The 14,106-nt window shown below is 70.8% G+C and carries 12 protein-coding genes; 6 read left to right on the top strand and 6 right to left on the bottom strand.

Annotated elements, in window-relative coordinates:
• Positions 1-7: 7 nt before the first annotated feature.
• The 3 genes from JQN83_RS02880 to JQN83_RS02870 form a co-directional block, all read right to left on the bottom strand.
• Complete coding sequence (locus JQN83_RS02880; protein WP_307798958.1) at positions 8-1,063, bottom strand: tryptophan dimethylallyltransferase family protein; 1,056 nt, start codon at positions 1,061-1,063, stop codon at positions 8-10.
• A gap of 445 nt (positions 1,064-1,508) precedes the next feature.
• Positions 1,509-3,044, bottom strand: coding sequence for a hypothetical protein (locus JQN83_RS02875; protein WP_208565423.1), 1,536 nt, complete (start codon positions 3,042-3,044; stop codon positions 1,509-1,511).
• A 313-nt stretch (positions 3,045-3,357) separates the two neighbouring features.
• Positions 3,358-3,918 (bottom strand): carboxymuconolactone decarboxylase family protein, encoded by a 561-nt coding sequence (locus JQN83_RS02870; RefSeq protein WP_208565422.1) that lies wholly within the window; start codon positions 3,916-3,918, stop codon positions 3,358-3,360.
• A gap of 234 nt (positions 3,919-4,152) precedes the next feature.
• On the opposite strand from JQN83_RS02870, the gene JQN83_RS02865 reads away from it, so the two are divergent.
• From JQN83_RS02865 to JQN83_RS02840, 6 genes are all read left to right on the top strand, one after another.
• The gene (locus JQN83_RS02865; RefSeq protein ID WP_208565421.1) at positions 4,153-5,004 is read left to right on the top strand and encodes a siderophore-interacting protein; all 852 of its coding nucleotides are present in this window, start codon (positions 4,153-4,155) and stop codon (positions 5,002-5,004) included.
• A gap of 64 nt (positions 5,005-5,068) precedes the next feature.
• Complete coding sequence (locus JQN83_RS02860) at positions 5,069-6,007, top strand: ABC transporter substrate-binding protein (protein WP_208565420.1); 939 nt, start codon at positions 5,069-5,071, stop codon at positions 6,005-6,007.
• On the top strand, positions 6,004-7,053 hold the full coding sequence (locus JQN83_RS02855; protein ID WP_244251565.1) for a FecCD family ABC transporter permease: 1,050 nt from the start codon (positions 6,004-6,006) through the stop codon (positions 7,051-7,053). Before JQN83_RS02860 ends, JQN83_RS02855 begins: the two co-directional genes overlap by 4 nt.
• Positions 7,050-8,117 carry a FecCD family ABC transporter permease gene (locus tag JQN83_RS02850; protein ID WP_208565419.1) on the top strand — a complete coding sequence of 356 codons (1,068 nt, stop codon included), beginning with the start codon at positions 7,050-7,052 and terminating at the stop codon, positions 8,115-8,117. The genes JQN83_RS02855 and JQN83_RS02850 overlap by 4 nt, the downstream gene beginning before the upstream one ends.
• On the top strand, positions 8,114-8,911 hold the full coding sequence (locus JQN83_RS02845; protein WP_208565824.1) for an ABC transporter ATP-binding protein: 798 nt from the start codon (positions 8,114-8,116) through the stop codon (positions 8,909-8,911). The genes JQN83_RS02850 and JQN83_RS02845 overlap by 4 nt, the downstream gene beginning before the upstream one ends.
• 272 nt (positions 8,912-9,183) lie before the next feature.
• On the top strand, positions 9,184-10,230 hold the full coding sequence (locus tag JQN83_RS02840; protein WP_208565418.1) for a hypothetical protein: 1,047 nt from the start codon (positions 9,184-9,186) through the stop codon (positions 10,228-10,230).
• 14 nt (positions 10,231-10,244) lie between these two features.
• On the opposite strand, the gene JQN83_RS02835 is transcribed toward JQN83_RS02840, so the two are convergent.
• The 3 genes from JQN83_RS02835 to JQN83_RS02825 are packed head-to-tail and all read right to left on the bottom strand — an operon-like array spanning position 10,245 to position 14,103.
• A complete protein-coding gene (locus JQN83_RS02835; RefSeq protein ID WP_208565417.1) occupies positions 10,245-11,447 on the bottom strand; it encodes an FAD-dependent monooxygenase in 1,203 nt (400 codons plus the stop codon).
• Between the two features lie 26 nt (positions 11,448-11,473).
• Positions 11,474-13,426, bottom strand: a complete 1,953-nt coding sequence (locus JQN83_RS02830) for a chorismate-binding protein (protein WP_208565416.1) — start codon at positions 13,424-13,426, stop codon at positions 11,474-11,476.
• Positions 13,393-14,103 carry an isochorismatase family protein gene (locus JQN83_RS02825; RefSeq protein WP_279632640.1) on the bottom strand — a complete coding sequence of 237 codons (711 nt, stop codon included), beginning with the start codon at positions 14,101-14,103 and terminating at the stop codon, positions 13,393-13,395. The genes JQN83_RS02830 and JQN83_RS02825 overlap by 34 nt, the downstream gene beginning before the upstream one ends.
• Between the last annotated feature and the right edge of the window lie 3 nt (positions 14,104-14,106).

The following is a 14,106-nucleotide window of genomic DNA, read 5'->3' as shown; positions in this document are numbered from 1 at the left end:
TGGGGGATCAGGGGTGTCGAGCGCCGGCCCGGCCGGTGGGGGTCGCCAGTGCCACGAGGTCCACGGTCGACGGTCGGCGTACCGGGGGGCTCACCTGGTACGCCTCGGCGGACAGGTAGACGGTCACCCCCGGGCGGGGGGCGCCCAACCGCAACGACAGGTGCGGGATCAGCCCGACCCCGTCGCGTAGCGGTCGGCGGGCCACCGCCGCGAGCGCCCGGTCCAGCACCGTGCGGTCGAACCCGTAGCGGTCCAGTACCGCCACCACCCGGTCGTACGCCTCCTCGTCGTCCCGGACGTAGCCCCGGATCGGCACGTAGAGGCTGTAGCCGACGGGCCGGTCGACCCCCTCGACCAGGGTGTAGCTACCGACCAGCGGGAGACCGGCGAACCGGGTCCGGCCGCCGCCGGCCAGTGCGGCGAACTCGGCGAGGCTGGTCGCGTCCACGTCGTGGACCACGCCGGCCGCCCGGACGACGTCGGACACCTCGGCGTCGTGGTGGGTCAGGTAGAGCTTGACCCGGGCCTGGGCACCGTCGTGCAGGTCGAGGGCGAAAAACGTCAGCCGGTCCCGGTGACCCAGTTCGCCCGGCCGAATGCCGTGGTCGAGCATCGCCCGGTAGGACCGGCCCAGGCCGAGTCGGTGCAGGGCCTCGGAGACCAGGCCCGGTGCCCGGTCGACCCCGCGGAGTTCCGGATTGAGGTAGACCTTGAACTCGGGGCGTCGTCCGTTGCGGAAGACCAGTGAGCACCAGAGGGCGAAGACACCCTGCGGGTCGTACGTGGCGAACAGGTCGCGTACCGAATCCAGCCTGGTGGTGGAGAGTCCGGCGCGGTGTGCCTGCCGGTCGAGGAACCGCCGGGTGGCGAACATGTTGGTCAACCGGCCGGGTGGCGTTCCCAGCGTCTCGCCGAGAATCCGCACCGTGGGCGGTTCGGTGCCGCTGAAAGCGATGGAGAACTCCACCGGAGTGTGATCGTCGGCGATGTTGGACGGCCAACGCGGCGGGGCCGACAACGGCTGCGGGCCGGCGGGCCCGAGCAGGCTTTCCAGCAGTTCCACCGGTTCTGCCGCACTGATTCCGCTGGCCTCGCACAAACGCCTCAGCTGGTCGCTCAGGCGATCGGAAAGGGACACCTCGTCCATCAATTCTCTCTCCTGATCATGCCGGCGACCAAAAGAGACCTTAGGAAGCGTTTATCAAGAAGGTCAAGATTGATCACAACTTGCAATGACATAACAGGATCGAGACTGTCAAATCACCCTCAACAATTACCCAGAGTCGCGTACAGGATACGTCACGCGGAGTTGCCGTCCGGCGGGGGGTCATCGGCCGGGGTCGAACCCGTCGGGGTGCCCGAAAAGACGTCGGGCCGACGCCAGGTGGCGTCGGCCCGACATCGGGGCACGGCGACAGGGTCGCCCTCCGGTTTCCGGCAGGACCCGGGCCGGGGCGGCCCGCCGCCCCGCTCGGAGGAACGGCCCGACCGGGCGGTCCGTCCGACCGTCAGTCAGCGACCACGGTCAGGGTCAACGGACCGCCGGGAAGCGGGGTGCCGGCATTGTTCGGATAGCCCCACGAACTCGAGTTTCCAGCCTGGTCGTCCAGCGTGAACCCGATCGTGTACCGGCCCGGTTCCAACCGGCCGGTCGACACCGCCAGGTGGAGAAGACCGGTGCCGTCGTCGTGCTGCCCCCCGTACATGCCGCCCCGCGAAGCTCCGGTGCTGTCGTAGATCGTCGCGCTGGTCGACGAGATCGGAGCGAACTCGTCGACCTCGATCGTGACGTCGAAGCCGAGGCCCCAGGCGTCCGCGGTCTCCTGGGACGTCCAGGTCGCCTTGGGCAGCATCGCCGAGAGCACCACCGGCGCCTTCTCGTCCGGCACCCGGGTGACGGTGAGGTCGAGTTCGGGAGCAGCGTAGGTGGTGCCGTAGAACGCGACGTTACCCGCGCCGTCGGTCAGCTTGATCCCGTCGATCCGGCAGGAGCTGGCCCAGCCCGCCGGCACCCGGATCTCCACCGAGGCCACGCCGTTCTCACCCACGGTCGGGGTGTGTGACAGCTGGGAGCACCAGGACAGGTCCACGTCGACAGCGGTCAGGCCACCAACCGCACCGTGCGGCGTGAAGCTGAGCGACGTCGTCGCCTGCCCCCGCCAGTTGTTCACCTGCGCCGGGACGAGCGCGAAGCCCGACGCGCTGACCACGTCGTTGCGGCTGACCTGGATCGGCTCGGGCCCCTGCGGCGAGGTGTCCGTCCGGGTGTTGCCCCAACTGTCGGTCAGGTCGAGCCGGGCCACCCGCCACGTGCCGGACGGTGAACCGGCCGGCACGACGATCGAGACGGGGCAGAACGCCCAGGTCGGCTCATAGACCGTCTCACCGTTGCACGACCACTGCGAACCGCTCTGGACGAGCTGGAACGTGGAGGTCAGCCGGGCACCTCCCGGGCCGGCGAGCGTGAGCTTGCCCTTCCTGAAGGCGGACTCGTCGACGACCTGCACCCGGTAGCGCAACGTCACCCCGGAACCGTCATCGTAGAAGCCGCTCGGCTGACCGAAGTCGAAGGAGAGTTGCTCCGCCACCGGCCCCTGGGAGTCGACGAGCTGGGTCACCGCCAACGCCGCCGGGCCCGGGTCACGCACCGTACGGGCGTGGGCGACGTCGTCGGCGATGGTCACCTTGGTCACCCGCCAGACCGTCTCGGCCGCGACGGAGTAACGCGGCACCACGAACTCGTAGACGTAGGTGGACTGCTGGGCCGTTCCGGTGCCCCCGACCTGCGTACGACCCCCGAGCAGGTCGTAGGAGACCGTGTGGGGTTGGCCGACCTGCTCGTCTCCGGCGAACTGGCGCAGCTCGACCGCGCCGTTGACGCGCTGGGCCCTGGCCGCCCGGTCGGTGATCGTCCACGTCAGGTCGACCACGGCGTAGTCCTGGGTGACGTCGACCTGCGGCCGGTCGAAGGCGATCGACGTGATCTCCAGGACGGGGCCGGCGGCCGTTGCCGCCCCGCCCGCAGTGGTGATCGACAGGGCCACCGCGGCAGCTGCCACGGTGGCGGAAAGCGCGCGAAGGCGCCAAGACATCATCTACTCTCCCCGTGCAAAAGAGATCCCTCGATGGATCACCCGCTGACAATAGCCAGGCCACACCATCCAGAAAGGACCGGGCGCACCCGTCGACCCGCGTTGATCCGCCCGGGTCGACGATCCGCCGCGGCACCCGGTGGGCGGGCGGCTCACCGCGTACCACGGTCGGCGAAGGTCGCCGACTTCGCCGACGCGCTCCGGCAGGCCCGGTGACGGCGTGCCGCGCCGACGCCCGCCGACCTGCCGGTGCCCGCCGGGCCGGTCACTCGTGGATGACCTCCTGTTGCAGTACCCCGAGGTAGCCGTGGGCGGCGATCCGCTGCGCGCGGTCGGTGTAGAAGTCCGGGTCGTCCGGCAGGACGGTGGCCAAGCCGTCGACGTAGCGGTTGAACATGCAGAACGCGGCGGCGATCAGCACGGTGTCGTGGATCTCCACGTCGGTGGCGCCCTCGGCCCGGGCGGCGGCCACCAGGTCTGCGGTGACCTCCCGACCACCGCGTTGCACCGCGCCGGCCACGTCGAGCAGCGCGCGCATCTTGGCCGACACCGGGGCGCTGTCGACGTCGTCGTGCACCTGCTGGACCAGGGGCATGCCCTCGGGGAGTTGCGCCGCCGCGTACGCCGCGTGGGCGGAGTAGCAGTAGCGGCACTCGTTGAGGCCGGACACATAGGCTGCGATGAGTTCCCTTTCGCCCCGGGTCAACGTGCCCGGTGCACACAGCAGCGCCTCGACCAGCCCGTTCAGTGGCAACGCCGTCTCCGGCCGGAAGCGGAACAGGCCACGGATTCCGGGTTCGTTGGTATTTAACGTGATGTGTGGCATGCGAGCTCCTTCGCCGACGCAATGAAAGCCCGGACTTCCTGACCCGGGCCGGCGTCAGATTGGATCATCGCCATGGTCACCGTCAATGTTCTGCGCATTCTTCCTGGTCCAGTGGCCGGTTCCCGGGAACGCCGCCGCCGGGGGTGACCCGGGCACGAGCCGGGTGGGCCCTGATCACCCGCCGGGGTCCGGGGCGGTGAGCTGCCCGGACGGGGCACGCTAACCTCTGCCGGCATGTCAGCATTCGGCAACTCGCCCAACGTCCTGTTCGCGACGACCGTGACGGCGACCCGGCGGGTGTCGCCCGGGTTCGTCCGGGTGACGCTCGGCGACGAGCGGTTGCGGGAGATGGCGCCGTACCAGCTCGACCAGCGCATCAAGATCATGCTGCCGGTCGACGGTGGTTATCCGACCGCGCTGCGGGCGGGGCTGCCCGAGCAGACGTGGCGACGCGAGTGGCGGTCCGTTCCCGGCGAGGTGCGCCCGAGGCTGCGCAGCTACACCGCGTACCGGACCCGGCCGGCGACGGGCGAGCTGGACCTGGACTTCTACCTGCACCAGCCGCACGGCCCGGCGAGCGGCTGGGCGGCGACGGCCCGGCCGGGCGACCGGCTGCTCCTGTCGGGCCCGCACGTGGGGGCCGGCCAACCCGGGTACGGCGTGCAGTGGGAGCCGGGGCCGGCGACCCGGGTGCTGATCGCCGCGGACGAGACGGCGTACCCGGCGGTGCGCGGCATCCTGTCCGGTCTCGGCCCGGGGGTGCGGGCGACGGTCCTGCTGGAGGCCGGCGTCGCGGCGGACGCCGCCACCCTCGACGAGGTGACCGCCGGCCACACGGTCGAGGTCCGGTTGCGTCGCGGGGCACCGGGCGGGACGGTCCTCACCGCCATGGTGGGCGACTGGTTGGCCGAGTACGGGCCGGCGGCGGCATCGTCGGGGGCACAGTTCTACGCCTGGACAGCTACGGAGAGTAGCAGGATTGCGCAGGTGCGCAGGCTCTTCACCGAGGCGCGCGTCGATCCACAGCAGGTCCACACACAGGGCTATTGGCACGACCGCCCGGCCCGCGACGAGGTGGATGATTAGGTAATGCTAACCTAAAAATGTTAGTGGACAATCACTGTAAGTAGCCAGACGGGAACCTCGCACCATGCGTACGCCGACCCCTCGAACACTCCGCCGACGCCTCCTCGCCCTCACCGTCGCCTCGGCGGCGGTGCTCGCCGTGGCCGCCTGCGGCTCCGACGACTCCGAGCCGGCGGGCAGCGTCGGCGACACCAGGACCGTCGAGCACGCGCGCGGCAAGACCGCCGTGCCGGACAAGCCGACCCGGGTCGTCGTCCTCGAACCGGTCCAGCTCGACACCGCCATCGCGTTGCAGCTCACCCCGGTCGGCGCGGCCGTGCTCAACGAGGCCGCCGGCGTGCCCAAGTACCTCGGCGACAAGGCCGCCGGCATCACCACCGTCGGCACCGTCCAGGAACCCAACGTGCAGAAGATCGCGGCCCTCAAGCCCGACCTGATCATCGGCACCGAATCCCGGCACTCCGCCCTCTACCAGCAGCTCACCGACGTCGCCCCGACCGTGTTCATGGCGTCCCAGGCCGACCCGTGGCAGGACAACGTGAAGTTCACCGCCACCACGCTCGGCGGTGCGGACTCCGCCGACAAGCTGCTCACCGACTTCCGGCAGCGGTGCGCGGACATCGCCAAGAAGTTCGGCACCGCCGGCAAGAGCGCGCAGCTCATCCGCCCCCGCGACGGCGTCCTCACCCTCTACGGCCCCACCTCGTTCGCCGGCAGCGCACTGGAGTGCGTCGGCTTCAAGACCCCCGAGCGCGACTGGGAGAACTCCATCTCGGTCGACGTCTCCCCGGAACGGGTGCTGGAAGCCAAGGCCGACCACGTCTTCGTCACCACCGTCGACGTCAACGACCGCAGCACCATCCCCGCCTCGGTCACCGCCAACGCCGCCGCCTTCCCCCGCCTGCACCTCGTCGACCAGTCCTTCTGGATCACCGGGGTCGGCACGGTCGGTGGGCAGGCCGTCCTCGACGACCTCGAACGCATCCTCACCGCGTCGAGTTGACCGCCACCACACCCGCCCGCGCGGTACGGCCGACCACCGGCCGTGCCGCGCGTCGGCGTACCGCCCGGCGGTGGCTGGTCGGGGCGGTCGTCGTACTCGTGGGGTCGGTGGTGTTGTCGGTCTTCGTGGGTGCGAACCCGGTGCCCCCGGCGGACGTCTGGGAGGCGCTGCGGGGCGCCGGCAGCGACACCGCGCAGTACGTCGTCTGGGGGCAGCGCCTGCCGCGCACCCTCGCCGGGCTACTCGTCGGAGCCGGCCTCGGGGTCGCGGGCGCGCTGATGCAGGCGTTCACCCGCAACGCGCTCGCCGAACCGGGCATCCTCGGCGTCAACGCCGGTGCCGCCGCGTTCGTCGCCGCCGGCATCGCCTTCTTCGGGATCACCTCGCCGGCCGGCTACATGTGGCTCGCCCTGCTCGGCGCGCTCCTGGTCGCCACCGCCGTGTACGCCGTCGGCGGCGCCGCCGACCTGCGGGCCACCCCCACCCGGCTGCTGGTGACCGGGGTGGCGACCGGTGCCGTGCTCGCCGGCCTGACCACCGGGATCACCCTCACCCACCCCGACACCTTCGACCGGATGCGCGGCTGGAACGCCGGCAGCCTGCTCGAACGTGACACCGCAGTGCTGCTGCCGGTGCTCCCGCTGATCGTGGCCGGGCTGCTCGCCGCGCTGGTCGCGGCCCGCAGCCTCAACGCGCTCGCGCTCGGCCCCGACCTGGCCGCCGCCCAGGGCGTCAGCCTGGTCCGGACCCGGCTGCTCGTGCTCGGTGCGGTGACCCTGCTCGCCGGTGGGGCCAGCGCCATCGCCGGCCCCATCTCGTTCGTCGGGCTCGTGGTGCCGCACCTGGTGCGTTGGGGTGTCGGCACCGACCAGCGCCGGATCCTCGCCGGGTCGCTGCTGGCCGGCGGGATGCTGGTGCTGCTGGCCGACGTGCTCGGCCGGGTCGCCGTGCTGCCCAGTGAGATGCCGGTCGGCATCGTCACCGCGTTCGTCGGTGCTCCGGTGCTGATCGCGCTGGCCCGACGCCGACGGGCGACCGCGCTGTGAGCCGGCCGGTCCGCCGCACCGCCGGGGGTCGCCGGCTGCTGCTCGGCACCGACCACCGGCACGTGACCGTCGGCGTACGCGAAGCCGCCGTCGGCGCCGCCGCCGCGCTCGTCGTCGCGGCGCTGGGGGTGGTCGGCCTCTGGCTGGGCGACTTCCCGCTGCGCCTCGACGAGGTGCTCGGCGTGCTCGGCGGCCGGATCGACGGGCTGACCCGCACCGTCGTGCTGGAGTGGCGGCTGCCCCGCATCGCCGCGGCCGTCGCCTTCGGCGCGGCGCTCGGCGTCGCCGGGGCGATCTTCCAGACCATCACCCGCAACCCGCTGGCCAGCCCGGACATCATCGGCCTGGCGAACGGCTCGTTCACCGGCATGCTGACCGCCCTGCTGCTTCTCGGCGGCGGCTGGCACCTGCTGATGCTCGGCTCACTCGCCGGTGGCCTGCTGGCGGCGCTGGCGATCTACCTGCTCGCCTACCGGGACGGGCTCTCCGGGTTCCGGTTCATCGTCGTCGGGGTGGGCGTCTCCTCGATGCTCGCCGCCACCAACACCTGGCTGCTGCTGCGCGCCGACCTGGAGACGGCGCTGTTCGCCGCCGCCTGGGGCGCCGGCTCCCTCAACACCGCCACCGCCGACGTGGTCTGGCCGGCCGCCGCGATCATCCTGGTGCTGCTGGCCGTCACCCCACTGTGGGCGGCGGCCCTGGCCCAACTGGAACTGGGCGACGACGTCGCCGCCGCCAGCGGAGTCGCGGTCGACCGCAACCGCGCCGTCCTCGTGGTCATCGCGGTCGCCCTGGTCAGTGCGGTCACCACCGTCGCCGGCCCGATCTCCTTCGTCGCCCTGGCCGCCCCGCAGATCGCCCGCCGGCTCGTCCGGGCACCGGGCCTGCCACTCGCCGCCACCGCCGCGGTCGGGGCGTTGCTGCTGCTCGGCGCCGACCTGATCGCCCAACACGTGATCCCGCTGACCGTGCCGGTGGGGGTCGTCACGGTCACCCTCGGCGGCGCGTACCTGCTCTGGCTGCTCGTCCACGAGATCAGGAGGACCCGATGGTCGACCAGCTGACCGCGCGGCTGCGGGCCGAGAACGTCACCCTCCGGTACGACCAGCGGACCGTCAGCGCCGACCTGTCGTTCGCCGTGCCCGACGGCTCGTTCACCGTGCTCATCGGGCCCAACGCGTGCGGCAAGTCGACGCTCCTGCGCGCCCTCTCCGGGCTGCTCCGCCCCGCCGAGGGTCGGGTCACGCTCGACGGATCGGACCTGGTCACCCTGCCGGCGAAGGAACGCGCCCGGCGGATCGCGCTGCTGCCGCAGACCATGTCCGCGCCCGAGGGGATCACCGTCCGCGAGCTGGTCGGGCGGGGCCGCTACGCCCACCAGCGGGTGCTGCGCCGCTTCTCCCACGCCGACGAGGAGGCCGTCGAGTCGGCGCTCGACTCCACCGGCACCACCGAGCTGGCCGACCGGCGGGTCGACGAACTCTCCGGCGGGCAACGCCAACGGGCCTGGATCGCCATGGTGCTCGCCCAGGAGACACCCCTCGTCCTGCTCGACGAGCCCACCACCTACCTGGACGTGGCACACCAGATCGACGTGCTCAACGTGCTGCACCGCCTGGTCACCCGGGGACGCACCGTGGTGGCCGTGCTGCACGACCTCAACCACGCCGCCCGGTACGCCACCCACCTGGTCGCGATGCGCGACGGCCGGATCGTGGCCGAGGGGCACCCGGCGTCGACCGTCGGTGCCGGGCTCGTCGCCGAGGTGTTCGGGATGCCGAACCAGGTGGTCCCCGACCCGGTCACCGGAGCGCCGATGGTCGTACCGGCCGACACCCGGGAGCCGGCCGCCGGCTGAGCCGTCGGCTGACAGCGCCGCCGGGCTCCCGCCCCGGTCCCACCCCACCCCGTCCCGGCACGTCCGCTCCCACGCGAGGCGAAGGCCCCGTTGCTGGCAGCCGCGTTGGTACGATCACGGGCTACGCGTAGCACCCCCTTGCGCGGTGGAGGAGTTGAGGCGATCCGGCAGGGCGCCTCTCCGGCCGCCCGAGAAGACAGGGCAGATCGAGCGATGACCACTGTGGTGCGGCACCTCATCCGACTGCTGACGCGCCGGCCCCGGCGGCTGCCTTGACGACCGTCAACCAGATCCATCGGGCCACGCAGATCCGCATCGCCCTGGACCTGCTCGGAGAGAGGAACGGGCATCACGATTTTGAGCAGATCTGCCATCACCTGACCAGCAAATTCATCGCCCCGAATGTTCGGATCTCCACCGGCCCGGTCAGCGCCGGCGGTGACCAGGGGCGCGACGGCGAGAGTTACTGGAGCGAGACCTTCTCCCCCGACGGGGACCTCGCCTTCTGCTGCACAATCCAGAAGAACGACCTTCCGAAGAAGGTCAGGAGTGACGTCACGAAAGCATGCACCACCGGACGACCGGTGCAACGGGTGATCTTCTTCACGGCCCAGGGAATGGCAATCGCCACACAGCACCAACTCCAGCAATGGGCACGATCCGCACACGGCGTCGATCTGCAGATCTGGGACGGGCCACACATCGCCGACCAACTGGCCGGGTCGAGGGCGATGGACGACGTCGTCGAGTCCTATCTGAAAATCGCGTCCGAGTCGGGCGTCCGCCGTTTTCTGAAGTCCCCCACCGTCCGCGCGCTACTACTACTCCTGCTGCTGCTGCTCGCAGCTGTCATCGTCAGGCATCAGCTGCCCAGGCACTACTCCCTGGTGTACGAGAAGCGCCGCCTCACGGCTGTCGCCGGCCAGTGCGCCTCCGACTGGAGGACGAAGAACACGGCGACCCGGTCGACGGTCGACGCGGACCGTGCAGCCGTGACACTCGCTACGGGACCCACCGGGGTGGGCACCTCAAGCGACGCCCGGGACCTCGCCTTCTACGACAACTGCGACGAGGGCATATTGCGGATGATCTTCTATCTGGGCATGGCCACCGTGCCGCGCGAACCCTCGACGCCGCAGGAGTGCGACGAAGCCGCCCCGTCCGACAGGAAGAGCAAAGTCGTCGAACCACGGTCCGGCCTCTGGCTCTGCACACGTACGGACGACGACGCTCTCGCCCTGGTCGAGATTCGCACCGTCACCTTCGACCCGCGATCGTCCGGGTTCCAAGCCGATCTCTGGCTGACACTGTGGCGGTGACCGCCGGGTGCCGGTCACGGCGGTGCGGGTGACGCCTCCTGCGCGCCCAACCGGAAACCGTGCACCCAGGACACCGCCTCCATGAGATCGTCGGCGGTCATCGACTTCAGCATCGCGTCCCGTGTCCGCGCCCGGACGCCGGCAGGGTGGTACAGCTCATCGCCCAACCACCGCGCCGCCTCCTGCGCGCGGGAGGTGCGCTCCCGGCGTACCTCGTTGAAGTGCAGGAGGCGGCCCGGGATCTCGTCGGGGTCGCACCTCAGCGACCGGGCGAGGACGACGGAGTCCTCCAACGCCAGCGCGGCGCCCTGGGCGGCGTACTGCAGCATCGGGTGGGCGGCGTCGCCGATCAGGACGACCCGCCCCTGCACCCACCGCGCCACCGGCGGCCGGTCGCACAGCACCCACCTGCGCCACTGCCGGCCGAGGTGCAGCAGCCGGCGTGCCTGCCCTCCCGCCTCCGGGAAGGCGGCCGGTACGAGGTGCTGGTCGACGGGTTCACCACTGACCGCCCGGGTGGCTCCGTCGTCACGAACTGCGGCGATGTTCAGCTCCCGCCCACCCGCTATCGGGTAGGAGACCAGGTGCCAACCTTCGCCCGCCCAGAGGGACACCGCGTTCCACCGCAGTTCGGCGGGGACGGAGCTGGTCGGGACCACGGAGCGGAAGATGGTGTGCCCGGTGACCCGGGGCTCACCGTCACCGACGAGCTGGTGCCGCACCCGGGAGCGGATCCCGTCCGCACCGATCAGGACGTCGCCCACCACCTGTTCACCGGAGGCCAGCTCGCAGACGACCGACTCGTCGGAGGTGCGGTACCCGACCACGGGGCTGTCGGCTCTGAGCCGGATCCGTTCCTCGGCGCGGCACGCGGCCAGCAGCGGCGCGTACAGATCACCCCGATGGACCACGGCGTACGGGTTACCGAATCGTCGCCGGTAGTCGGCTCCCACCGGCAGAGTCACCAGTCGTTCCCCGGACCGGCCGTCTCTGAGGACCAGTTCGTCGATGTAGACCGCCCGCGACCGCACCTGATCGCACACACCGAGCAGGTCGAGTGCGTGGAAGGCGTTCGGGGCCAGTTGAATTCCGGCTCCGAGCTCGGCGAACTGGGCGTTGCGCTCGAAGACCTCTATCCGGTGCCGGCCCTGGCGGGACAGCCCGAGGGCCACGGCGAGCCCGCTGATGCCGCCACCGGCGACGAGAATTGTGGACACTGTGCCCCTCGGCGATGAATTCGGTGTCATCCGCGTGACGTGTCGACGGCGGCCAGTTCGTGCACGGATCCGGACAGCACGGACGTGGCCATCTCGGCCAATATGGAGGTGCCGTCCGTGCTGAGCACCGACTCAGGATGGAACTGCACCGACCGGAAGTGTGAACCGACGAACCCGTGCACCTCACCGGTCCGCGGGTCCCGGCTCACCGCCACCGGCCCCACCCCGGCCGGCCACAGATGGTCGTCGGCGCTGCGGACGGCGAAGGTGTTGTAGAACCCGACCCGGACCCGCCGGCCGAAGAACTCGATGTCCCGCTGGACGCCCTGGTTGGGTCGTCTGCGTCGCACCAGGTCGAGCCCGAGAAGCGAACCGAGGACCTGATGGCTGAGACAGACCGCCAGGAACGGCGTACCGGCGTGCAGCAGGTCCCGGATGCGGGTGTGCAGACGGTCGATCCGTACGTCGTCGCGGTTGTTCGGGTCGCCCGGGCCCGGCCCCATGACGACCAGGTCGGCCTCTTCCCGGGGGAACGGCTCCGTGGCCCCGCACAGGGTCACCTGTAGCCCGAACTCGCGCAACTGATGGGCCAGCATGGCGGTGAACGAGTCCTCCGCGTCCACGATCACCGCCCGCCGTCCCGCGAGCTGCGCGACCTGCGGCACCCCGGTGCGCCCGTCCCGGTCATCGAACCAGAAACGCGCCAGGTCGGTGTTGCGCGCCGCCAACGCCGCCTGTACCGCGGGGTGACCCGCGAGGCTCGACCTGGCGGACGCCGTACGGTCGGGCCCCGGGGCCACGCCGAGTCCACGCAACACACCCTGCGCCTTGGCGTGCGTTTCGAGAACTTCCAGCCTCGGGTCGGAGTCACGCACCAGCGTCGCACCGACCGTGATCCGTAGTCGGCTGTCCACGATCTCGACGGTACGCAGCAGGATCGCCGAATCCAGTGAGCGACCGCCGTTGACGTCCCGGCTGAACAGTGCCGCCACGCCGCTGTAGTAGCCCCGCCCGTCGGGTTCGTAACGCCTGATCACCCGGCAGGCGTTCGCTACCGGACTGCCCGTCACGGTCGGCGCGAACATCGTCTCGCGGAGGGCGTCCCGCACGTCGAGTGACGTCGACCCCTCGATCAGGTACTCGGTGTGGGCCAGGTTGCCCATCTCCTTCAGGAATGGACCCACCACCCGCCCGCCCCGGTCGGTGACCCGGGCCATCGTCTTCAACTCCTCGTCCAGGACCATGTACAGCTCCCCGGTCTCCTTGCGGTCGGCCAGGAAGTCGAGCACCTCGGACAGCGCCGGTCCACCGGGCCGGTAACGCAGGGTCCCGCTGATCGGGTTCATCATCGCGGTGCCGTCGAAGAGACTGAGGTGTCGCTCCGGTGTCGCGCCGACGAACGTGCGGGAGCCGGTGTGGATGACGAACGTCCAGTACGTGCCACGCTCGTCGGCCAGCAGCCGGTTGAACACCGTGAGCGCGGTCTGGACGGGCGAGCTGCGCAACGGCGCGGTGAGTGTGCGTTTGATGACGAAATTGGCACCCGTGCCGTGTCCGATCTCGTTCACGAGCACCCGGCGCACGATCTCCGCGTACTCGTCGTCCCCGATGTCGAACTGCGGGGTGCCGAGGTCTATCACGCCGTCGGGCAGCAACCTCGACGTGGCCGCCACCGAACCGACCGCCTGCTCACGGATGGTCATCGCGACCAGCGGGGCACCGTCGTCGTGGCACTCGAACCCGGTCTCGGTGAGCTGCCGGTACGGCACCATGGCCAACAGGTCGTGCCGGGGCTGTCCTGGCCCCGTCAACCGGGGCAACGGCAGGTCGGCCAGCGTACGCACGCACCCGACGTCACCGACGAGCAGCTCGACCCGGCCACCCACGGCCTCCGGCCGATGCAACAGGGCGAACGCCGGCGGCTCCGCCCCCAGCACCTGATCCATCAACCGGGCGAAACGTCCATCGTCGAACGGCATAGCTCCCCCTCGATAGGGTTGACGGATTCTGCGGGCACCGACCGCTGGCCCAGCTCGGCGAGGACGGCCTCGGTGGAGAGCACGACGGCGCACCGGTCGGCCGCGTACCGCAGGGCCATCCGGTGGTGTTCAGCCGAGAAGTCGGCCACCGCATCGCCGACGAGAAACGTCTCGATGTCGTGGGAGTACGCCTCGACCGCTGTCATCAGGCATCCGACGTGCGCGTACACCCCGCACACCAGCAGTTGGTCCCGCCCGACGTCGCGGAGGTGATCCAGTAGTGCGGTGCGGTGGAAGGCGCTGTAGCGCCACTTCGTCAAGACGGTGTCGCGCTCACCCGGGGCCAGTTCGTCGCTGATCTGCCGGTCCTGTGCGGTGGCGGTCATGCCGGGGCCCCAGAAATCCCGCAGCAGTCCGCGCTGGACCTGCGTCATGTCCCCGGGCTGCGCGGTGTAGACGACAGGCACCGCGAGCTGTCGGCAACGGCGCAGCAGCGCTGCGGTGTTCGCGATCAGTGCCCCGCCGGGCTGACCCGAAGCCGGCAACGACCTCAGGAAGTAGCGCTGCATGTCGTGCACCAGCAGCACGGCACGGCGCGGATCGGGCCGCCAGCCGGCCGTGTTGACGGGTAGTTCGCAGGGGTCCGGCATCGCGTACGGCGTAGTGGTGGTGTCCAAGTT

The sequence above is a fragment of the Micromonospora antibiotica genome (assembly GCF_017599305.1).
GTDB classification, from domain to species: domain Bacteria; phylum Actinomycetota; class Actinomycetes; order Mycobacteriales; family Micromonosporaceae; genus Micromonospora; species Micromonospora antibiotica.
The sequence above is the reverse complement of the archived record's forward strand: the minus strand, read 5'-3'. Positions and strand labels throughout refer to the sequence as shown.

What these genes read in the sequence shown, in the direction of transcription:
- JQN83_RS02870 (WP_208565422.1), bottom strand. Translation starts at nt 3,918, where the DNA reads ATGCCACACATCACGTTAAATACCAACGAACCCGGAATCCGTGGCCTG.
- JQN83_RS02865 (WP_208565421.1), top strand. Translation starts at nt 4,153, where the DNA reads ATGTCAGCATTCGGCAACTCGCCCAACGTCCTGTTCGCGACGACCGTG.
- JQN83_RS02860 (WP_208565420.1), top strand. Translation starts at nt 5,069, where the DNA reads ATGCGTACGCCGACCCCTCGAACACTCCGCCGACGCCTCCTCGCCCTC.
- JQN83_RS02830 (WP_208565416.1), bottom strand. Translation starts at nt 13,426, where the DNA reads ATGCCGTTCGACGATGGACGTTTCGCCCGGTTGATGGATCAGGTGCTG.